This window comes from Bradyrhizobium sp. I71 (assembly GCF_022354745.1).
In the GTDB taxonomy this organism is placed as follows: domain Bacteria; phylum Pseudomonadota; class Alphaproteobacteria; order Rhizobiales; family Xanthobacteraceae; genus Bradyrhizobium; species Bradyrhizobium liaoningense.
On record NZ_CP059398.1, the window covers coordinates 2,710,394 to 2,731,697 of the forward strand.

Consider the following 21,304-nt stretch of genomic DNA (forward strand, 5'->3'; position numbering starts at 1 on the left):
ACCGCGCGGATCAGATCTGCTGCGCGACCTTCTCGAGCCCGATGAGGCGAGCGAGCTTGCGCACTTCTTCCTTCTGGTCGTCACGCAGCTGGAACAACAGCGGCATCGCGGCCGACTTCAACTGCTGCACCTCGTCGCAATTCGGGTCGATCTGCGAACTGGGCGGCGCGTTCGGATTCGACAGCTTGTTCGCCTGGATCTTGCGGGCGACGTTGCGAAGCGCGGTCTCGACCGAGGGCCAGTAATATTCCTGCGACGACGACAGCTTCAGGCGATCCCTGATGCCCGCGATCTGCACGTCGGACAGCAGCGAATAGGCCTTCTGCGGCTGCGGCTTGGCGACGACCTTCGGCTTGGCCGGAACCTCGACGGCAGGAACCTCCGTCGCGGCGGGCGCCTCATGTGCGCTTGCCTTCGGCATCGGGAAATCGGAGGGCGTGGCGGCGGCGAAGGCCTGACGCAGCGGCTCGGTCAGGACGGGCGCCTGGGAAAGCTTGTCGGCGGCCACCTGGACCGGCTCGATCGCGGCCGAGGCCAGCGCGAGCGTCGGAACCAGACGGTCGGCCTTGGCGGCGCGGTTGGTTGCGAGCGGCTTGGCCGGGGGCGTCTGGGCAATCATCTCGGCGCTGACGCTGGGCACGCTGTCGCGGCCAAGAATGGCGGTGGTGGCGGCGCCGAGGACGAGGAAACAGGTCAGCGCGACGATGGTGATGGCTTTGGACAAACGTCTCTCCGCGTCCGACTTCAAGTCCACGTGATCACTGCCCCGAAACTGGGCGATAAATAAGGCTTAACCGTGTAATTGCAGCGGCAATCGCGCGGACTGCGGCGACACCGCCTAAAAAGCTCAAGGAAATCAAGCCGCTGCCGCGAGGTCATAGGCGTCCTGGATGTCGGCCACGATCTCCGAGGCCTCCCAGACCGCGCGCGGCTCGACCGATTGCAGCGTCACCGTCCAGTTGCCGCCACGGCGGGTCCGGGGGACGCTGACGACGTCGAAGCGGACGTTGCGGCACAGCGGGTGGCGGGCCAGGGCATGGGCGACCCGGACGCGGATTTCATCCATCGTCGCAGCTGTCTTGCTGTTGAGAAAATCGAAGTCCATCGCCTGTCCCCTCTCGGTCCTGGTTGGCGGCCGTGAAGGGGATTCTTGGCGGGCGATGGTTAATCTGCCGTTAAGTGCGGGCGCGCAGGGGCGCGCTCGATTAACTGTGATCGGGGCTGGGAGAACGTCGATGTCCCGGCAGGGCTGGATCGGCTACCGCTCACCCGCCTTGCGATATTCCGCACCCGTCCGTGCGACCAGATCGTCGACCGCGAGCACCTCCGTCACCCCAGATGCGGAGTGCCCGGCGCTCCAGATGTCGCGCCAGCGCTTCGGCCGATTCTCGCGCGCGGCGACGTCGATGTCCTTGACGATGTCGATCGCGCCGCGCGCCGGCAGGTCGTCCGGATCAAGTCCGGCGGCGACGATCGACGGCCGCAGCATGCTGGTCTGCAAGCCCGTGAACGCGGTGGTGAGCAGGACGTCGTCGGCGCCGCTCTCGACCAGCATCCGCTTGTAGCGATCGTCCGCCATGCTCTCCCGCGTCGCAATGAACTTCGTTCCCATATAGGCGAGATCGCAGCCGAGCACTTCCGCCGCATGCAGCGCGTAGCCGTCACTGATGCCGCCTGCCAGCACGATGATGCCGTCATAGAATGCGCGCACCGCGCGGACGAAGGCGAACGGGTTGAGCCAACCGGTCTGCCCGCCCGCGCCCGCCGTGAGCAACACCAGCCCGTCCGCGCCGGCTTCCGCCGCACGCTCCGCATGGCGGATCGAGGCGACGTCCGCCAGCACCAACGCGCCGGCATCATGGAGCGGCCCCAACACCTGCGCAGGCGATCCGACCGAGGTGATGACGATCTCTGGCCCGTGCCGCAGCAGCACGGCGAGATCCTGCGCGAGCCGCGCATTGGAGCGGTGCACGATCAGGTTCGGACAGAGCGGCGCGACCTTGCGGCCGGTTTGATCTTCGTGCCGTCGCAGCCGCGTCCCGATCTCGGTGAGCCATTCGTCGAGTTGTTCCGTGCCGCGGCAATTCGCGGTGGGAAAGCTGCCGATCACCCCATTGCGACAGGACGCGACCATGAGCTCGACGCCCGACACCAGAAACATCGGCGCCGCGATCAGCGGCAGCGCGAGACGATCGTGGAAGCGTTGCAGTCGATCCGATGGCATGCATGCCTCCCTGCGCGGGGCTTTGTCGTTTCCTCCCGCATTCGCTGTGCTAGCGTCATCGGCAACATTGGCACGCCAGAAGCCGGTGACAAAGCAACGAGGAAACATATGTCTGATCCGCTCCACGCATCGCCTCCAGCTTGTGCGCAGACGCTACGGGCGCTGTCGCGCTATCCCGATCGCACTGCTTTCGCCTGGCCCGAGGGATCGCTGAGCTATCAGGGCACCATCGACCTGATCGGACGCATCCAGGGCGTGTTCATGCGGCTTGGATTGCAGCCCGGTGCGCGCGTCGCCTTCCTCACCGCGAATCGCGCCGATACCTGGTGCGCCGGTGTCGCCGCGCAATTGGCTCGGCTCTGCATCACCTGGCTGCATCCGCTCGGATCGCTGGAGGACCAGCTGTTCCAGCTCGAGGACTCCGAGGCCGAGATGCTGGTGGTCGATGCCGCCGCCTTCCACGACCGCGGCGGCGAGCTTGCTGCGAAGGCGACCCGGCTGAAGGCAGTCTTCACCGCGGGCCCCGCCGGCTACGGCGTCGATCTGCTGGCCGCCATCGAGAATGCAGGACATGCAAGCCCGCTGTGCCTTGCCGGCCCCGACGATCTCGCCACGCTGAACTACACCGGCGGCACCACGGGCAAATCCAAGGGCGCACTGCGCTATCATCGCGAGAACAGCGGGGCTGCCGGCGCGATCCTCGCCGACTTCGAGATTCCGGAGGCTGCGCGCTATCTCACGGCCGCGCCGATCAGTCATGTCGCCGGGACGAAGGTGCTTCCGACCCTGATGCGCGGCGGCACCGTGCACATGCTGAAAGGCTTCGATCCCGAGGCGGTGCTGTCGACGATCGCGCGCGAGCGCATCAACTTCACGCTGTTCGTTCCGACCATGATCTATGTGCTGCTCGATCAGCCCGCGCTGAGCAAAACCGACCTCTCTTCGCTCGAGCTCGTGCTCTATGGCGCCTCCGCGATGTCGCCGAGCCGGTTGCTCGAGGGCATCGAACGCATCGGGCCCGTGTTCTCGCAGCTTTACGGCCAGACCGAATGCTATCCCGTATCGGTGCTACGCAAGGCCGACCACGATCCCAGGACCCCGGAGCTATTCCTGTCCTGCGGTTTCCCGATCTCGGCCTGCGAGGTCAGGATTCTCGACGACGACGACCAGGAGGTGAAGACGGACGAGCCCGGCGAGATCTGCGTGCGTGCCCCGCATGTGATGGCGGAGTATTGGAAGCGACCCGACATTACCGCCGAGACGCTGAAGAACGGCTGGGTCCATACCGGCGACATCGCGCGCAAGGACGAACGCGGCTACATGTTCATCCTCGACCGCAAGAAGGACATGATCGTGTCCGGCGGCTTCAACATCTTCCCGCGCGAGGTCGAGGACGTGCTGTCGCAACACGCGGACGTGGCGATGGTGGCGGTCGTCGGCATCCCCGACGAAAAGTGGGGCGAGGCCGTCACCGCCATCGTCGTGCCGCGCGAGGGCGCAAGGCCCGATCCGGAGGAGCTGATCAACCTGGTCAAGACCCGAAAGGGCTCGGCCCATGCGCCGAAGCAGATCCAGTTCGTCAAGCAATTGCCGATGACCGGCGTCGGCAAGGTCGACAAGAAGGTGTTGCGCGCGGGCTTCTGGAGCGGGCGGGACCGGATGGTGGGATAAGCACCCCGGAATTCTACGGGGGCGTTGTGGCCCGGACACCACAACACGCAACGGAGTGGGTGGCGGCGACGTCCGCGTAATTGCCGGCGAATCGGGGAATCACCTAGACCGCTGATGGGGCTGGGAAGCGGAGTGAGAGATGAGAGTCGCTTCCCTGGAAAGTGCAATCGCCGCGATCGCGTTGATCACGGCGATCGTCGTGGTGCTGTGGGAGATCAAGATCTTCTACGGAATGTGAACTGGCAGGATGCCAAGCATCCCTTCCGCGGCGGCGGAAGCCTGCCGTTCAATCGGCTCCAAGAGCGACGCTCGCCGTCACGCTCACCGCTTCTCGATCACCAGGCTCTGCACCGCGCGGCCAAAATAGCCCCGCCGGTCCGCCAGCCGAGACATCGCAAGGCCGGCGCCGTCGGGACCGATCCACGATTCGCCGTCGAGCAAGATCCACTCACCGATGGGTTGGCGCGAAAAGTTCACGGTGAGATCGGCGTTGATGTAGGTCCAGGCGCGGAAGTCGAGCGTCGAGGCGGTGCCGTTGGAGAAATCGGCAGCGACCACGGCGCGCATCGCCTGCGAGAGCGCCTCCCCCTCGATCAACGGATGGTCGACCCGGAACCATATCGCGCCGGCGCCGGCTTGGCCGAAGCGCCCGCGCGCGGCGCGCATCGAGACCGATCGCACGAACGGGCTGGTGGCCGCGTGACCGTCCTCAACCAGCGAATCCTCCGGCGACGGCAGCGTGACCGGCAGCTCCTCGACGTCTTCAGGCAAGGTCAGCACCTGGCGCCTGATCTTCAGCACGGTGGCGCCGACGACCTGCACGCCGTCGGCGAGCAGCTTGATCCCACAGAGCTGGATCTTGCGGCCCTCGCGCAGGACCTCCGTCGCGATCGTCAGCGGCGCCACCGGGACCGGGCGCATCAGATCGATGGTGACGCGCGCGATGTCCATCGGGACGGGCGTCGGAATGCGTTCGGCCGCCCACGTCACCAGGGAAGCAGGCGCCGAGCCGTGCTGCATGCGCCTGTCCCAGGGGCCAGCGGCATCCGGGCTGGTGATGACGCTGTTGCCGTCGACGCGGTAGATGGCGGTCATGCTGCATTCAGCCTTGGAGCGGTCACAGCGGCGGATCGATCGCCTCGTCGTATTCCTTCTTGAAGCGCGCGATCAGGTCGGCGGCGGGCACGATGCCCTCGATGCTGCCGATACCCTGGCCGGAGCCCCAGATTTCCTTCCAGGCCTTCGGCTTGGCGCGCTCGCCGGAGGCGTCGGTGCCGAAATTCATCTTCGAGGGATCCGAGGTCGGCAGGTCTTCGGGGTCCATGCCGGCGGCGACGATCGAAGGTTTCAGGTAATTGCCGTGCACGCCGGTGAAGAGGTTGGAGTAGACGATGTCGTCGGCGCTCGAACTCGCGATCATCTCCTTGTACCGCTCGACCGCGTTGGCTTCCTTGGTGGCGATGAAGGCCGAGCCAATATAGGCGAAGTCGGCGCCGAGGATGCGCGCGGCGCGGATCGCCTTGCCGTTGCCAATCGCCCCCGACAATGCGATCGGGCCGTCAAACCATTTTCGCGTCTCCGCGACGAAAGCCAGCGGCGAGATGGTGCCGGCATGGCCGCCGGCGCCGGCTGCGACCAGGATTAGGCCGTCGGCGCCCTTCTCGATCGCCTTGTGCGCGAATTTCTGGTTGATCACGTCGTGGAAGACGATCCCGCCCCAGCCGTGCACGGCCTGGTTCAGCTCCTCGCGCGCGCCGAGCGAGGAGATGATCATCGGCACCTTGTACTTGGCACAGAGCTGCATGTCGTGGTCGAGCCGGTTGTTCGACTTGTGCACGATCTGGTTGACCGCGAACGGTGCCGACGGCCTCTCGGGATGGGCGCGGTCATAGGCCGCGAGCTCCTCGGTGATCCGCGCCAGCCATTCGTCGAGCAGCTCCGGCGGCCGCGCATTCAGCGCCGGAAACGAGCCGACCACACCCGCCTTGCATTGCGCGATCACGAGATCGGGCACCGAGATGATGAAGAGCGGCGAGCCGATCACGGGGATCGACAGGCGCCCTTTGAACAAGGCAGGCATGGACATTGCGGAACGATCCTCTGTTGGCGGTCAAATCGAAGGTTGGCCGTCATACCAACAAGGCAATCTTTCCACTGTCAAGTATTGCGTTTTGACGCCGGTGCGGATGCGGCTGGCGCAATTCCAAGCAGCGGAATTCTTAACCCCACATCTCTCCTCCGTCATTGCGAGCGTAGCGAAGCAATCCAGACTGTCTCCGCGGAAGCAGTCCTGGATTGCTTCGTCGCAAGGGCTCCTCGCAATGACGAGGAGAGAACTGTGGTCACTGACAGCTACCCGATCAAATCCGGATTGATCAGCCGCTCGAACGAGAACATCTCGTCCCACTTCTCCTGCGTGAGCAGTTTGCGCTCGACCACGACGATCTGGTGCAGCGACTTGCCGCTCTTGTAACCTTCGCGCGCGATCTCGGCGCATTGCTTGTAGCCGAGCAGCGGCTTCAGCACCGTGACGATACCGAGAGAGTTCAGCACCATGTTCCGGGTGTGCTCCTCGTTGGCGGTGATTCCGACCACGCAGTTCTCGCGCAGGCTGTTGACCGCGCGCTCCATGGTACGGATCGAGAAGAACAGCGCGAACGAGATCACCGGCTCCATCACGTTGAGCTGGAGCTGGCCGGCGGAAGCCGCGAGCGTCACCGTGGTGTCGAGCCCGATGACCAGGAAGCTGGTCTGGTTGACGACCTCGGGAATAACCGGATTGACCTTGCCGGGCATGATCGAGGAGCCCGGCTGCAGCTGCGGCAGGTTGATCTCGTTGAAGCCGGCGCGCGGGCCCGAGGCGAGGAGGCGGATGTCGTTGCAGATTTTCGTCAGCTTGCTCGCCGTGCGCTTCAGCACGCCCGAGAGCTGCACATAGGCGCCGGTGTCGGAGGTCGCCTCGACGAGATCGCCGGCGAGGATGAAATCGACGCCGGTCAGGGCGCTCAAGTGCCGCACGGCAAGCTTGGGATAGCCGACCGCGGCCGTGACGGAGGTGCCGATCGCGGTGGCGCCGAGATTGATCTCGCGCAGCAGCGCGCGCGCTTCCGAGATGCGCTCGACCTCCTCGCCGATGGTGGTGCCCCAGCCGCGGAATTCGGCCCCGAGCGACATCGGCACCGCGTCCTGGAGATGCGTGCGGCCCATCTTCAGCACGCGGTCGAATTCGCGGCCCTTGGTGAAGAAGGCCTCCTGGAGCTGGCGCAGCGCCGTCATGTAGCTCTCGAGCCGCAGGATCAGAGCCAGCCGAAAGGCGGTCGGATAGGTATCGTTGGTCGACTGGCCGTAATTGACGTGATCGTTGGGACTGACGTGCTGGTAGTCGCCCTTGCTGAAGCCGAGCGCTTCCAGTGCGAGGTTCGCGATCACCTCGTTGGCGTTCATGTTGGTGGAGGTACCGGCGCCGCCCTGGATGAAGTCGGTGACGAACTGATCCATCATGTCGCCGGCGATGACGCGGTCGCAGCCGAGGATGATGGCGTCCGCGACCTTGGCGTCGATCGCACCGAGATCGCGATTGGCCATCGCGGCAGCCTTCTTGACGTAGCCGAGCGCCTTCACGAAGTAAGGCTCCTGGCTCATCGGAATGCCGGTGATGTGGAAGTTCTCCTTCCCGCGGATGGTCTGGACGCCGTAATAGATGTCGTCGGCGATCTCACGCTGCCCGAGGAAGTCCTGCTCCGTCCTGCTCATGGGCACTCCTTGTTGCTCGCGATGTCCTCTAGTTCTGGCACAGCGCGCTGGTCACGAACGTATCGGTGCGGCAGTCGTCCGGTTTGCGTTGCCTGCCCGGAATGAGAACCTTGGCCGAGCATTTCTCCGCGGAGTCGGCGTTCAGGCTCTTGCCTTCCTTGTAGCCCTTGCCCTGGCAAAGCTGGTCGGCGGCCTGCTTGCAGTCGGGGGCGCCGTTCGACGAGATGGGGCAGACCACGCGCCCTGATACCATGGTCGAGGGCGTGGCCAGCCGCGACAGGTCGCTCATAGTCTCGCTCGGGCTTTTGATGGGCGGCAGGATCGAAGGCAGCTTGTCGAACAGCTTGCTCATTTCATTGATGAGCCCGGGATTTTCCTCGCGCGCCGGCGCGGCGGAAGAGGCCGGCGTCGAGGGCGACGGCGCGGCCTGGCCCCCCTGCTGCTGGAGGCCGAGCGATGGCGGTGCAGATTGCGTCCATCCGATGCCGCCGCCACTGAGGAGGAGCAGCAGCGCCGCTGACATCAGCGTCCCGAGCCGCACCGCCGGATTGCCGGATCGAACCATCATGGCGGCAACCGTAGCCGAAGCCGGCCCTGCGGCAAAGCCGCCAGCGCCTAGATCAGCTTGACCGCCACCACGAAGCCGAGCACCAGCACGATGGCACCGAGCGCGACCCACAATCCGAGATGCCGCTCGATCCTGACCCGGATCCAGTCGCCGTAGCGGTTGAGCAGGATCGCGACGACGAAGAAGCGTCCGCCGCGCGCGATAATCGAGCAGAGGATGAACAGGATGATGTTGTAGCCGGCAAAGCCCGAGGTGATGGTGACGAGCTTGTAGGGGATCGGCGTCAGCCCCTTGAGCAGGATGATCACCGCGCCCCATTCCGCATAGGAGGCGCGGAAGGCGTCGACCTTGTCGCCGAGGCCGTAGACTTGGATTAGCCATTGGCCGACCGAGTCGAACAGCAGCGCTCCGATGGCGTAGCCGACGATGCCGCCAAGCACCGAGGTCGCGGTGCAGACCGCCGCATAGAGCCAGGCGCGCTGCGGGCGCGCCAGGGACATCGGTATCAGCATCACATCCGGCGGGACCGGAAAGAACGAGCTTTCGGCGAAGGAGACGACACCCATGATCCAGAGCGCGTAGGGCTTGTGGGCGGCGTCGATGCACCAGTCGTAAATACGTTTCAGCATGGCGCCGCGATGAAGCACCATGGGACGGATTTGTCCATGCCGAGATTGAGGCGAATTGTGACGTTTCTAGTGGCGCTTGCGCGTGGCACGGCTCTCAAGCGCGACAATTGGCCGCCTGGCCGCAACGCGGGGTGACGCGACTTTGGGCAGTTTCATCGGTGATTTCGGCAGCTTCTCGGCAATGCCGAGCATGTCTTCACGCCGCGTCATCTCCCGCCAGACGTCCTCGGGGCGTACCCCGGCCGAGGCCCACAGCACGGTGAGATTGTAGAGCAGATCGGCACTTTCCCGGATCACGGCCTCGCTATCGCCGTTGACCGCATCGATTACGACTTCGATGGCCTCTTCGGCCAGCTTCTTCGCCATTTTGGAAGGGCCGCGCTGAAACAGCCGGGCCGTGCGCGATGTTGCCGGATCAAGATCTCTGGCCGCGAGCACAGCCAGATATAGCCGCTCAAGCGAATCACTCATGGTACTCAAACTACTCTAAACCAATGGCGAGCGCGTTAACGCGCGACAATAAAAGCAGAAAACGGGCCGGCGCAAGCGCGACGGCCCGTCATGGTCAACCCATGGATGCCGAACTAGTAGCAGTTCTGATAGTAGCCCTGGCCGCAGAACTCGGACGGAGCCGTGCCGCCATAGCGCTGATACTGGTAGTTCGGGCCCGGACCATAGTAGGGACCGTAGGCCGGGGCGCTGTAATAGACCGGACCGCCGTAATAGCCGTAGCCCGGACCGTAGTCATAGGCGTAGGCGTTGCGGCTGGCCGCGATGGCGAGACCCGTGCCGATGGCGGCGAAAGCCGCAGCTGCGGCCGCGCCGCCTCCACCGCCATGCCAGTGGCGGCCGCCCGCATATGAAGCGGTCGGGGCAATCGTGGTCAGCGCCAGCACCGCGGTGGTGGCAAGAACGGCCTTTCGGCCCGCAAATTTGGAGACTCGCTCGAACATGTCTTGGCCCTCCTTTGGGACCTGGAATGGACGCCTGCGGACAGGCTCATGCCTCTCAAAACCCGCATAACCTAAGTTAGGTTCCCCAAACCCAATACAAGCTGAACGAGGTTGCGTAACGATGCCGCAACGCCGCTCATCCTGCGTTCATGTTGGCGCGCGCACGGTCGCGGGCCGCGCGCAGCAAGCGTCACGAAGCCATAACAATGCGGGACCGGCGCAACCGATGTCAGGATTCAAGACGACCGCACTTCACTGCCTGCTGGCTCTCTCGATCTTGCTTGCGACGCTGTTTGCACGCGATGTCAGCGCGACCGAGACCAACGCGCCCGTTGCGATCCACTTCACCTTCGACCGCCCGCCGGACGCAAGCATGGCGCCGTTTTTCCTTGCGGCGAAGGACGGCAGGTTCGGCGCCGAGCGTCTCAACGTGTCCTTCAACGGCGCAAGCGGATCGCCGGAGGCGCTCGCACGCGTCGCCAGGGGCGACAGCGAGCTTGCGCTCGTCGACATCAACGAGCTGATCCGCTTTCGTGACAAGGACGACGCGGCGCCGATCAAGGCCGTGTTCGTGCTGTTCAACCGCGCGCCCTACGCGATCGTCGCGCGCAAGAGCCGCGGGATCCAGCTGTTGACCGATCTCGACCGCAAGGCCGTCGGCGTCGCCGACAGCGATCTGTCGATGCGGCTGTGGCCGGCGCTGGCGCGGCAGAACGGAATCAATCCATCGCGCGTCAAATTCCACAAGATCAGCGCGGCGGTGCGCGAGCCGATCCTCTCCGCGGGCCAGGTCGATGCGGTCGCCGGCTTCGGCTATCTCACGGCGGTGAACCTGCGCGACCGCGGCGTGCCCGACGCCGATCTCGTCGTGCTGCGCTACGCGGACTACGGCTGTGAAGCCTACGGCTTTGCCGTGGTGGTCAATCCCGCCTTCGCCGCAGCAAAGCCGGACGCCGCGAAGGGCTTCGTCCGCGCCTTGATGGCCGGCATCACCGCGACCGTCAGGGAGCCGGGACGAGCGGCGGAGGAGGCGGCGAGCCGCATCGACGACGGCGACCCCAGCCTGGAGCTCGAGCGCCTGCGCGCCGTGCTCGCCGACAACATCCTGACGGACGAAGTCAGGCGCAACGGCCTCGGCGGCGTCGACCCGGCACGCTTCGATCGTTCGATCGGCCAGATCGCGCAGGACTTCAAATTCCGCAAGCTGCCCACGGCGGGTGATATCTTCGACGACCGGTTCCTGCCACCGGTTGCCGGGCGGCTGATCAACTGAGCAAAACTGACAGCTTCCGCTATATCTCCCGCACGATCCCTGCTTAGAATGCGGGCTCCGTTACTCGCCCGAGTTCGTCCCCCGCATGTCCATCCTCCGTCTCTACACCCGCGTTCTCGAGCTGCTCGGCAAGGAAGCGCGGCTGGGCTGGCTGCTCGCGGTCGCCAATCTCCTGCTCGCGGCCTCGCAATTCGCCGAGCCTGTGCTGTTCGGCCGTATCGTCGACGTGCTCTCGGGCAAGGCGGTGGCCGGATCTGACTCGGCCTGGCCGTTCCTGGCTGCCTGGGTCGCGTTCGGGCTCTTCACCATCGCATGCAGCGCGCTCGTGGCCCTGCAAGCCGACCGGCTCTCGCACCGCCAGCGTCAGGCGGTGCTGACGAGCTATTTCGAGCATATCCTGCAGCTGCCATTGACCTTCCATTCCGGCACCCATTCCGGCCGGCTGATGAAGGTGATGCTCAACGGCACGGACGCGCTGTGGCGGCTCTGGCTCGGCTTCTTCCGCGAGCATTTTGCCGCGATCCTCTCGGTCGTGGTGCTGCTGCCGCTGTCGCTCTACCTGAACTGGCGACTGGCGATTCTGCTGTTCGTGCTCTGCATCGTCTTCACCGCGCTGACCACCTTCGTGGTGCGCAAGACCTTTGGCATGCAGATGGCGGTCGAGGAGCACTACAGCGAGCTCTCCGCGCGCGCCTCCGACGCACTCGGCAACGTCGCGCTGGTGCAGAGTTTCGTGCGTGTCGAATCCGAGGTGAAGGGGCTGCGCTCCGTCGCCGACGAGCTGCTGGCCGCGCAGATGCCGGTGCTGTCGTGGTGGGCGCTGGTCACCGTGATCACACGCGCCTCCACAACCATCACGGTGCTGGCGATCTTCACCTTCGGCATCGCCCTGCACGATCAGGGGCTCACCTCGGTCGGCGAGATCGTGATGTTCGTGAGCTTCGCGACGATGCTGATCCAGAAGCTCGAGCAGGTCGTGAGCTTCATCAACAACGTGTTCATGGAAGCCCCGCGCCTGCGCGAGTTCTTCAATGTGCTCGACGCCGTGCCCGCCGTGCACGACCGGCCCGACGCAATCGATGCCGGCCGGCTGTCGGGCCTCGTCGAGTTCAACGACGTCACCTTCTCCTATGACGGCAAGCGGCCTGCGATCGAGGACCTCACCTTCACCGCCCTGCCCGGCCAGACCATTGCGCTGGTCGGCCCGACCGGCGCCGGCAAGTCGACCGCGATTGCGCTGTTGCATCGTGCCTTCGATCCGCAGTCCGGCGTCATCAAGATCGACGGCATGGACGTGCGCGGCGTCATGCTGACCTCGCTGCGGCGAAACATCGGCGTGGTGTTCCAGGAAGCGCTGCTGTTCAACCGCTCGATCGCCGATAATTTGCGCGTCGGCAAGCCGGACGCAACAGAGGCCGAGATGCGCAAGGCGGCGGAGCGCGCGCAGGCGCTCGCGTTCATCGAGCGCAGCGGCGGCTTCGAGACCAATGCCGGCGAACGCGGCCGCATGCTCTCGGGCGGCGAGCGCCAACGCCTGTCCATCGCCCGTGCTCTGCTGAAGGATCCGCCGATCCTGATCCTGGACGAAGCCACCAGCGCGCTCGACGCGGTCACCGAGGCCAAGGTGAATGCCGCTCTCGACGAAGTGATGAAGGGCCGAACCACCTTCGTGATCGCCCACCGCCTTTCGACCATTCGCAACGCCACGCGGATCCTGGTGTTCGAGAATGGGCGCGTGATCGAAAGCGGAACTTTCGATGAACTCGTGGCCAAAGGCGGCCATTTCGCCGAGCTCGCCAAGGCCCAGTTCATGGTTCAGGAGAACGCCCGGGCCAGCGTGACGGCGGCCGAGACTGCCGCGACGGCTGTCAAATCCCCATAGCAAGTCCCCACGGCGCCGTCGAAATTCGGCCTATTTCATTGCGGAATACCGCGCCGATCCCCCTATTCTCGACGCACGAGCCGGTATAGGTTTGCGACGCCGCAAGCGGCGGCGCTGGATTTCAGGAACCGACCATCAGATCACGAGAGCCGACCGGAACCGGCGGATCTCCAAGGACCGGAATCGGATAGTGCACGCCCTTCGCCCGCTGCTTCGCAAATCGCTGTTCAACCTGTTCGCTGCGAGCCTCGCATGCGCCGCATTGCTCGCGCCGCGTGCGGCGAACGCCGAAGCGCTGCTGCTGATCGAGGCCGACAGCGGCAAGGTGCTACAGGCGGACAACGCGACCATTCCCTGGTATCCGGCCTCCGTCACCAAGATCATGACCGCCTATGTCACGCTGAAGGCGGTCAAGGACGGCAGGCTGACGCTCGACACGCTGCTCACGGTGTCGCCGACGGCGGCCTCGCAGTCGCCCTCGAAGATGGGCTTCCGCCCGGGAACGCAGCTCACCGTCGACAACGCGCTGAAGATGATGATGGTCAAGTCGGCGAACGACATGGCCGTGGTGCTGGCCGAAGGCGTCGGCGGCTCGATCGACGGCTTCTCCGCGATCATGAACGACACCGCGAAGAAGCTCGGCATGATGCAGACGAGCTACGTCAATCCGAACGGCCTGCCCGCCGACGGCCAGATCACGTCCGCGCGCGATCTCGGAATCCTGGCGCGCGCCTTCCTGCGCGACCTGCCGGAATACGAGTACTTCGTACACATCCCGGCGATCCGCTTCGGCAAACGCGTCACCGGCAATTTCAACAAGCTGATCGGCCGCTATCCCGGCGCCGACGGTTTCAAGACCGGCTTCATCTGCGCCTCCGGGTACAATCTGGTGGCCTCGGCCACGCGCAACGGCCGCCGGCTGATCGCGGTGGTGCTCGGCGCCAGTTCCGGCACCGCGCGCGCGGTGAAGGCCGCGCAGCTGCTCGAGCGTGGCTTCGCTCAGGACAACCTCACCTGGCTCCGCCCCTCGCTCGGCACCGTCGACAATCTCGTGCCGATCGACGCCTCGCCGCCGAACCTGCGCGACGAGATGTGCGGGCCCCACCGCAAGCGGCCGGCCAGTGACGACGACGATGCGCTGATTGCGGCCAATGGCGGTGCGACCGGATCGGCCTCGGCCACCGGAGGAGAAGCCCAGGTCACCTTCTTCACGGCGGGCCTGCAGCCGCCCCTGATGATGAAGGCTTCCGAGCTGATGGCCTCGGCCCCCGCGGCGGCCGAACCCGTGCTGGTCTATACCGGCCCGACCCGCACCGGCACCGCCCTGATCGCGGCGGTCGCGGCCGATGCCGACCAGCAGGCCGCGTCCAAGCCGCGTGGCAAGAAGTCGCGCGTCGCCAAGAAGCCTGACGCCGCCGACAAGCCCAAGGATGGGCACAAGGATGGGTACAAAGACGCAGGCAAGGACACCAAGACGGCGGCGGTGAAGCCGGATGCCAAGTCTGAATCCAAGTCCGAAGCCAAATCCGGTGCCAAGGGTGACGCCAAGACCGACGCCAAGACCGCAGCCAAGCCGGCCGGGTCCAAGCATGCCGGGACCAAGCATGATGCGGCCGCGAAGCCCGCCGAGAAGCCTGCGGCAGGCGGCGATCAGGCGGCCAAGCCCGCCAAGCCCAAGGCCGCGACCAAGCCCGCCGCTGCCGCCAAGCCGGCGAACAACAGTTAACGTTCCTCGGGATTGAACCGCAGCCCGCGCTTCGCACGCGCAGCAGCGCGGTTTGCGACGATTCCAGTAGCTACGCCCGGACCTTTGCCCTAAGCCACGACGGCTTGCCACCAGTTCCGGCAGGCTGGATACTGGCGGCAATGCGGCAAGCCCGTGACACAACGGGCTCTGGTCAATGAGGGGAGTTTTCCATGGAGCGCATCTGGCTCAAGCAATATCCGCCCGGCGTGCCCGCCGATATCGAGCCGACACAATATGCATCGCTGGTCGACCTTCTGGAGGAGAGCTTCACCAAGTTCGCCGACCGCAAGGCGTTCATCTGCATGGACAAGTCGATCAGCTATCGCGACCTCGACCAGATGTCGGTCGCGCTCGCCGCTTACTTGCAGGACCGCGGGCTCCAGCGCGGCGCCCGTGTTGCGATCATGATGCCGAACGTACTGCAGTACCCCGTCGCGACCGCCGCCGTGCTGCGCGCCGGATACGCGGTCGTGAACGTCAACCCGCTTTACACCCCGCGCGAGCTCGAGCACCAGCTCAAGGATTCCGGCGCCGAAGCCATCATCGTGCTGGAGAACTTTGCCCACACGGTCGAGCAGGTGATCGCGAAGACGCAAGTGAAGCACGTCATCGTCGCCAGCATGGGCGACCTGCTCGGCTTCAAGGGGATCATCGTCAATCTCGTCGTCCGCCGGGTCAAGAAGATGGTACCGGCCTGGTCGCTGCCGGGAGCGGTGGCCTTCAACGACGCGCTCTCGGCCGGCCGCGGCATGACGTTCAACAAGCCGAAACTCTCGCCGGGCGACGTCGCGTTCCTGCAATATACCGGCGGCACCACCGGTGTCTCCAAGGGCGCGACTCTGCTCCATCGCAACATCGTCGCCAACGTCCTGCAGAACGACGCCTGGCTCCAGCCGGCGCTCGCCGCGCCGCCGCATGTCGACCAGCTCATGATCGTCTGCGCGCTGCCGCTCTATCACATCTTCGCGCTGACGGCCTGCTACCTGCTCGCGGTGCGCGCCGGCGGCTGCAATCTCCTGATCCCCAACCCGCGCGACATTCCCGGCTTCATCAAGGAGCTGGCGAAATACCAGGTCAACAGCTTCCCGGCCGTGAACACGCTCTACAATGGGTTGATGCACCATCCCGACTTCAAGAAGCTCGACTTCTCCAAGCTGAAGATCTCCAACGGCGGCGGCATGGCGGTGCAGCGACCCGTTGCCGACCAGTGGAAGGCGATCACCGGCTGCTTCATCGCCGAAGGCTACGGCCTGTCGGAGACCTCGCCGACGCTGACCTGCAATCCGGCGACCGCGACCGAGTTCTCGGGATCGATCGGCATCCCCGTGCCATCGACTTACATCTCGATCCGCGACGACGACGGCAACGAAGTCCCGCTCGGGCAGCCCGGCGAGATCTGCGCCAAGGGCCCGCAGGTGATGTCGGGCTACTGGAACAGGCCGGAAGACACCGCCAAGGTCATGACGGCGGACGGTTATTTCCGCACCGGCGACATCGGCATCATGGACGAGAAGGGCTACACCAAGATCGTCGACCGCAAGAAGGACATGATCCTGGTCTCCGGCTTCAACGTCTATCCCAACGAGGTCGAGGAAGTGATCGCGAGCCATCCGGGCGTGCTCGAATGCGCCGTGATCGGCATGCCCGATTCCAAATCGGGTGAGGCGGTGAAGGCCTTCGTGGTCAAGAAGGACCCGAACCTCACGGCCGAGGCGATCGTCACGTTCTGTCACGAGCAGCTCACCGGCTACAAGGTGCCCAAGCACATCGAATTCCGCACCGACCTGCCGAAGACCAATGTCGGCAAGATCTTGCGCCGGCAGCTCCGCGACGAGCAAAAGGCCGAGGCGGCGTAAGCCGCGCCTCCGGTTCATGACTGACGTCGACGACATCTCGCCGTCAGGCATTCTCGCCTTCTGGCGCGAGGCCGGCAGCGAGCGCTGGTACGCGCGCGACGAGGCTTTCGACGCGGAGATCAGGCGCCGCTTTCTCGCGCTCTGGCACAAGGCAGCCGCCGGGGAGCTGGCGGGCTGGGAGACGAGCGACGAGGGCGCGCTGGCGCTCGTCATTCTGCTTGATCAGTTTCCGCGCAACATGTTCCGCGGCACGCCTCAAGCCTTTGCCAGCGATGCGCTGGCGCGCGACGTTGCCCGCCGCACCATCCATCGGGGGAGCGATCGCAGGATCGATCCCGCCCTGCTCGAATTCCTCTACATGCCTTTCATGCATTCCGAGCACCTTGCGGACCAGGAGCGCTGCGTCGCGCTGTTCGAGGGCGCCGGGGACGCCGAGAGCCTGAGATACGCCCGGGAGCACGCAGACATCGTCCGCCGCTTCGGCCGCTTTCCTCACCGCAACCGGATCCTCGGCCGCGAGACCTCGCCGGAAGAACAGGCTTTCCTGGACGGTGGCGGCTTTGCCGGCTGATGACGCAGCCGTGAAGGCCGGTCGGTCTTGCTGCTTCCCCGGCCGGCAATATTGTGCAGTCCCGCCGCACGGTCTAAAACGCGGGACCGATTTCCAGGGAGACTGATGATGGCGATCCAGATTGGCGACAAGCTACCCGAGGCGAAATTCCGCGTGATGACGGCGGAAGGCCCGCAGGTGAAGACCACCGACGACATCTTCAAGGGCAAGAAGGTGGCGCTGTTCGCGGTGCCCGGCGCCTATACCGGCACCTGCCACAAGATGCATCTGCCGAGCATCTTCCTCAACGCCTATGCCATCAAGGACAAGGGCGTCGACACCATCGCCATCGTCTCCGTCAACGACGCCTTCGTCATGAACGCCTGGAAGCGCGACACCGACCAGCGCGACGAGGCCGTCTTCCTCGCCGATGGCAATGCCGACTTCACCAAGGCGATCGGCATGGAGCTCGACGCCTCCGCCAACGGCCTCGGCATCCGCTCCAAGCGCTATTCGATGCTGGTCGAGGACGGCGTGGTCAAGAAGCTGAACCTCGAGGCGATGCCCGGCAAGGTCGAGGTCTCCGGCGGCGATACGCTGCTCGGGCAGCTGTAAGGCACGACGCCATCGCACCATTTGCACAACTGTCATCGCCCGCGAAGGCGGGCGATCCAGTACGCAGAGGCTTCTCGCTCAATCACAACCGTCTCTGGAATACTGGATCGCCCGGCCAAGCCGGGCGATGACAGTTGAGAATGAGGCGGCACTCGCGACTTCGGCCCGCCTACTCCCGCACCCGCTGCTGCAACCGCGCCATCGCGATGCCGTCGCGCGCGAGCTGATCGGCGCGCTCGTTCTCCGGGTGCCCGGCGTGGCCCTTGACCCAATGCCAGCGGACCTCGTGCTGCTTCAGCGCGGCATCCAGGCGCTGCCACAGCTCCACATTCTTCACCGGCTTCTTGTCGGCGGTGCGCCAGCCGTTGCGCTTCCAGCCGAAGATCCAGCCCGTGATGCCCTGCCGGACATACTGACTGTCGGTGTAGAGATCGACCGTGCACGGCTTCTTCAGCGCCTCGAGCGCGGAGATCGCCGCCATCAGCTCCATCTGGTTGTTGGTGGTATGTCGCTCGCCGCCGTTCAGCTCCTTTTCCTTGTCGCCGAACTTCAGGATCGCGCCCCAGCCGCCCGGCCCGGGATTTCCCGAGCAGGCGCCGTCGGTATAGATCGTGACATTGGGGAGCTCGCTCACGCCACCAGCCCCGACGGCATCAGCCCATAGTCGCGCACGCTCGTCACGCTCTGGTGGAAGCGCAGCTTGCGGAAATATTCCAAGGGATCCTTCGGCCTGACCAGCGCGCCCGGCGGCACGTTGAGCCAGTCGACCAGCCGCGTGAGCAGGAAGCGGATCGCAGCGCCGCGCGCCAGCAGCGGCAGCGCCGCCTCTTCCGTCTCGGAGAGCTTTCGCACCCGGCCATAGGCGTTGAGAAAAGCGCGCGCCTTGGTGACGTTGAAGGAGTGATCCGGCTCGAAGCACCAAGCGTTGAGGCAGATCGCGACGTCATAGGCCAGCATGTCGTTGCAGGCGAAGGTGAAGTCGATGATGCCCGAGAGCTTGTCGCCGAGGAAGAAGACGTTGTCGTTGAAGAGGTCGGCGTGGATCACGCCCTCCGGCAGATTGGTCGGCCAGACGCCGCTCGAGAGATAATCGAGCTCGGCGGCAAGAAAATCGCGCAAGCCCGGCTGCACCTCGTCGGCGCGGCCTGAAGCCGCGTCGAACAACGGCCGCCAGCCGGAAACCGAGAGCGCATTGGTGCGCTTGATCGCAAAGTTCGCGCCCGCCAGATGCAGTTCCGCCAGCCCCTCGCCCACCCCGGCGCAATGCGTCGCGTTCGGCTTGCGCGGCCAGACGCCTTCGAGAAAGGTGATGATCGCCGCGGGCCGGCCCGCCAGCTCGCGCAGCGCCTCGCCATCTTTCGCCTTCACAGGCAGCGGACAATTGACTCCGTGCTCGGCCAGATGCGTCATCAGCGCGAGGAAGAACGGCAGATCGTTCTTCGCCACGCGCTTCTCGTAGAGCGTGAGAATGAACGAGCCCTTGCTGGTGTGCAGCAGGAAGTTGGAATTCTCGACACCCTCGGCGATGCCCTTGTAGGAGAGCAATTCGCCGAGATCGTATTGTTTCAGGAAATCCGCAAGCTCGTCGGCGGCGACGTCGGTGTAGACCGCCATAAAGGTCTACTCGGCGGCAGCTTCGGGGCGCACCGAGCGCGGCAGCGGGAAGAACTCGTTCTCCTCCGCGGCCGAGACCGTCTCCACATGCAGCGTGTAGCGCTCGGCGAAGGCGTCCATGATCTCCTCGACGATCACTTCAGGCGCGGAGGCGCCCGCCGTGATGCCGAGACTGGCGATGTTGCCGAACCTGGTCCAGTCGATGTCGGTGGCGCGCTGCGCCAGCACCGCGATCTTGCAGCCCTCGCGCTCGGCGACCTCGCGCAGGCGCTGCGAGTTCGACGAATTCGGCGCGCCGACCACGATCAGGGCGTCCACCACCGGCGCCACCTTCTTCACCGCGAGCTGGCGGTTGGTGGTGGCGTAGCAGATGTCTTCCTTGTGCGGGCCGTTGATGTTCGGGAAGCGCTCCTTGAGCAGCGCCACGATCTCCGCGGTGTCGTCGATCGACAGCGTGGTCTGGGTCACGAAGGCGAGGTTGTTGGGGTCCTTCGGCGTGATCGTCTTGGCGTCCTCGGCGGTCTCGATCAGGGTCACGGCACCGGGCGGAAGCTGGCCGAGCGTGCCGACCACCTCGGGATGGTGGGAGTGGCCGATCAGGAAGATCTCGCGGCCGCGCTTGAAATGGATCGCGGCCTCGCGGTGGACCTTGGTCACCAGCGGGCAGGTCGCATCCAGCGAGAACAGATTGCGGGACTGGGCGTCGGCCGGAACCGATTTCGGCACGCCGTGCGCCGAGAACACCACCGGAGCGGTGGTGTTTTCCGGGATTTCAGCGAGCTCCTCGACGAAGATGGCGCCCTTCTTCTTCAACCCATCGACGACGTACTTATTGTGCACAATCTCGTGGCGAACATACACCGGGGCGCCGTACTTATCGAGCGCCCGTTCCACGGTGTCGATCGCCCGGACCACGCCGGCACAGAAGCCGCGGGGAGAACAAAGCACGATCTTGAGGTCTGGTTTGGCTGACATTGAGCGATCTCGGGACCGAATCGCCCGTTTCGCCTTCTGGCGGGGGCGGTCGATGGATTGAATAGGGGCTTAAAACGGTCGGCTTGAACCCTACAGCGGTTCAAAGGGAATTGGGCCCCCTTTCGGGCGGTGTCAAGGCACTATCTATAGCAGAACCATTGCGTGGCTGCCCCCACCCGGCTTATATAGCGCGAATTCCCTGTCATCGCTGATGACCACCGGTTTCGCCTCCAGAGGGGTGGGCGAAGCACAAAGGAGATTTGCCATGAGCAACGCACCTCTGATGCCCAAGGCGACCGCCGTCTGGCTGCTCGACAATACCGCGCTGACCTTCGACCAGGTCGCCGATTTCACCAAGATGCATCCCCTCGAGGTCCGCGCGATCGCGGACGGCGACGCCGCCCAGGGCATCAAGGGCATGGATCCGCTCTCCAACGGCCAGCTGACCCGCGAGGAGATCGAGAAGGGCGAGAAGAACCCGGATTACCGGCTCCGCCTCCAGGAGAGCAAAGTGGTGCTGCCGCCCCAGCCCAAGCGCAAGGGACCGCGCTACACCCCTGTCTCGCGCCGCCACGAACGTCCGAGCGCCATCCTCTGGCTGCTGCGCAACCATGCGGAACTCAAGGACGCCCAGATCATGCGCCTGGTCGGCACCACCAAGAGCACGATCGCGAGCGTGCGCGACCGTACCCACTGGAACACGTCGGCGCTGACCCCGATCGACCCCGTCACCCTCGGCCTGTGCTCGCAGATCGAGCTCGATTTCGAGGTGCAGCGCGCTGCCAAGGAAAAGCCGATCGATGCAACCTATGGCGGCGCGACCCTGCTGCCGGCCTCCGAGACCACCCGCAAGGACGAGTACGAGCCCGCGGAAAAGTCCAGCGACGACCTCAATGTCGATGCCGTGTTCGCCAAGCTGAAGACGCTCGGCGGCAAGAAGCACGAAGACGAGGAGGAGTGAGGCGCTCCGGGTAATTCGACGATCGATCGCAAA

At 65.0% G+C, this 21,304-nt stretch carries 21 protein-coding genes; 8 read left to right on the forward strand and 13 right to left on the reverse strand.

Annotated features, from left to right (window positions below; all coding sequences use genetic code 11):
• Window positions 1–10: 10 nt before the first annotated feature.
• From FJV43_RS13265 to FJV43_RS13275, 3 genes are all read right to left on the reverse strand, one after another.
• Complete coding sequence (locus FJV43_RS13265; protein WP_239627568.1) at window positions 11–724, reverse strand: hypothetical protein; 714 nt, start codon at window positions 722–724, stop codon at window positions 11–13.
• A gap of 132 nt (window positions 725–856) precedes the next feature.
• The gene (locus FJV43_RS13270; RefSeq protein ID WP_061024145.1) at window positions 857–1,105 is read right to left on the reverse strand and encodes a hypothetical protein; all 249 of its coding nucleotides are present in this window, start codon (window positions 1,103–1,105) and stop codon (window positions 857–859) included.
• A 153-nt stretch (window positions 1,106–1,258) separates the two neighbouring features.
• Window positions 1,259–2,224, reverse strand: coding sequence for a nitronate monooxygenase (locus FJV43_RS13275; RefSeq protein WP_239627570.1), 966 nt, complete (start codon window positions 2,222–2,224; stop codon window positions 1,259–1,261).
• A gap of 108 nt (window positions 2,225–2,332) precedes the next feature.
• Here FJV43_RS13275 and FJV43_RS13280 point away from each other — a divergent pair, with 108 nt between their 5' ends.
• A complete protein-coding gene (locus FJV43_RS13280; RefSeq protein ID WP_239627571.1) occupies window positions 2,333–3,895 on the forward strand; it encodes an AMP-binding protein in 1,563 nt (520 codons plus the stop codon).
• Window positions 3,896–4,216: 321 nt separating this feature from the next.
• On the opposite strand, the gene FJV43_RS13285 is transcribed toward FJV43_RS13280, so the two are convergent.
• The 7 genes from FJV43_RS13285 to FJV43_RS13315 form a co-directional block, all read right to left on the reverse strand.
• Window positions 4,217–4,990 (reverse strand): thioesterase family protein, encoded by a 774-nt coding sequence (locus FJV43_RS13285; RefSeq protein ID WP_239627573.1) that lies wholly within the window; start codon window positions 4,988–4,990, stop codon window positions 4,217–4,219.
• 22 nt (window positions 4,991–5,012) lie between these two features.
• Window positions 5,013–5,981, reverse strand: a complete 969-nt coding sequence (locus FJV43_RS13290; protein ID WP_239627575.1) for a nitronate monooxygenase family protein — start codon at window positions 5,979–5,981, stop codon at window positions 5,013–5,015.
• 266 nt (window positions 5,982–6,247) lie between these two features.
• Window positions 6,248–7,648, reverse strand: coding sequence for an aspartate ammonia-lyase (locus FJV43_RS13295; protein ID WP_239627578.1), 1,401 nt, complete (start codon window positions 7,646–7,648; stop codon window positions 6,248–6,250).
• Window positions 7,649–7,676: 28 nt separating this feature from the next.
• Window positions 7,677–8,216: a hypothetical protein gene (locus FJV43_RS13300; protein ID WP_239627580.1), complete on the reverse strand. Its 540-nt coding sequence runs from the start codon at window positions 8,214–8,216 to the stop codon at window positions 7,677–7,679.
• Between the two features lie 47 nt (window positions 8,217–8,263).
• Window positions 8,264–8,845 (reverse strand): YqaA family protein, encoded by a 582-nt coding sequence (locus FJV43_RS13305; RefSeq protein WP_028179086.1) that lies wholly within the window; start codon window positions 8,843–8,845, stop codon window positions 8,264–8,266.
• 66 nt (window positions 8,846–8,911) lie between these two features.
• Entirely contained in the window at window positions 8,912–9,316 is a 405-nt protein-coding gene (hisE, locus tag FJV43_RS13310) for a phosphoribosyl-ATP diphosphatase (protein ID WP_239627582.1), read from the reverse strand.
• Window positions 9,317–9,429: 113 nt separating this feature from the next.
• Window positions 9,430–9,798: a hypothetical protein gene (locus FJV43_RS13315; protein ID WP_194390102.1), complete on the reverse strand. Its 369-nt coding sequence runs from the start codon at window positions 9,796–9,798 to the stop codon at window positions 9,430–9,432.
• 226 nt (window positions 9,799–10,024) lie between these two features.
• Between FJV43_RS13315 and FJV43_RS13320 the strand changes: the two genes are divergently transcribed.
• From FJV43_RS13320 to FJV43_RS13345, 6 genes are all read left to right on the forward strand, one after another.
• A complete protein-coding gene (locus tag FJV43_RS13320) occupies window positions 10,025–11,071 on the forward strand; it encodes an ABC transporter substrate-binding protein (RefSeq protein WP_239627584.1) in 1,047 nt (348 codons plus the stop codon).
• Between the two features lie 85 nt (window positions 11,072–11,156).
• Window positions 11,157–12,953, forward strand: a complete 1,797-nt coding sequence (locus FJV43_RS13325) for a glucan ABC transporter ATP-binding protein/ permease (protein ID WP_239627586.1) — start codon at window positions 11,157–11,159, stop codon at window positions 12,951–12,953.
• Window positions 12,954–13,143: 190 nt separating this feature from the next.
• A complete protein-coding gene (locus FJV43_RS13330) occupies window positions 13,144–14,679 on the forward strand; it encodes a D-alanyl-D-alanine carboxypeptidase family protein (protein WP_239627587.1) in 1,536 nt (511 codons plus the stop codon).
• A 191-nt stretch (window positions 14,680–14,870) separates the two neighbouring features.
• Window positions 14,871–16,556, forward strand: a complete 1,686-nt coding sequence (locus tag FJV43_RS13335; protein ID WP_239627589.1) for a long-chain fatty acid--CoA ligase — start codon at window positions 14,871–14,873, stop codon at window positions 16,554–16,556.
• Window positions 16,557–16,572: 16 nt separating this feature from the next.
• Complete coding sequence (locus FJV43_RS13340; protein ID WP_239627591.1) at window positions 16,573–17,127, forward strand: DUF924 family protein; 555 nt, start codon at window positions 16,573–16,575, stop codon at window positions 17,125–17,127.
• Between the two features lie 108 nt (window positions 17,128–17,235).
• Window positions 17,236–17,721, forward strand: a complete 486-nt coding sequence (locus tag FJV43_RS13345; protein ID WP_124159398.1) for a peroxiredoxin — start codon at window positions 17,236–17,238, stop codon at window positions 17,719–17,721.
• Window positions 17,722–17,890: 169 nt separating this feature from the next.
• On the opposite strand, the gene rnhA is transcribed toward FJV43_RS13345, so the two are convergent.
• The 3 genes from rnhA to ispH are packed head-to-tail and all read right to left on the reverse strand — an operon-like array spanning window position 17,891 to window position 20,310.
• Window positions 17,891–18,355 (reverse strand): ribonuclease HI, encoded by a 465-nt coding sequence (gene rnhA / locus FJV43_RS13350; protein WP_091895107.1) that lies wholly within the window; start codon window positions 18,353–18,355, stop codon window positions 17,891–17,893.
• Window positions 18,352–19,335, reverse strand: a complete 984-nt coding sequence (locus FJV43_RS13355; RefSeq protein WP_239627593.1) for a homoserine kinase — start codon at window positions 19,333–19,335, stop codon at window positions 18,352–18,354. The genes rnhA and FJV43_RS13355 overlap by 4 nt, the downstream gene beginning before the upstream one ends.
• A gap of 6 nt (window positions 19,336–19,341) precedes the next feature.
• The gene (ispH, locus tag FJV43_RS13360; RefSeq protein WP_239627595.1) at window positions 19,342–20,310 is read right to left on the reverse strand and encodes a 4-hydroxy-3-methylbut-2-enyl diphosphate reductase; all 969 of its coding nucleotides are present in this window, start codon (window positions 20,308–20,310) and stop codon (window positions 19,342–19,344) included.
• A gap of 265 nt (window positions 20,311–20,575) precedes the next feature.
• Between ispH and FJV43_RS13365 the strand changes: the two genes are divergently transcribed.
• Entirely contained in the window at window positions 20,576–21,271 is a 696-nt protein-coding gene (locus FJV43_RS13365) for a cell cycle transcriptional regulator TrcR (RefSeq protein WP_239627597.1), read from the forward strand.
• The last annotated feature ends 33 nt before the right edge of the window (window positions 21,272–21,304 follow it).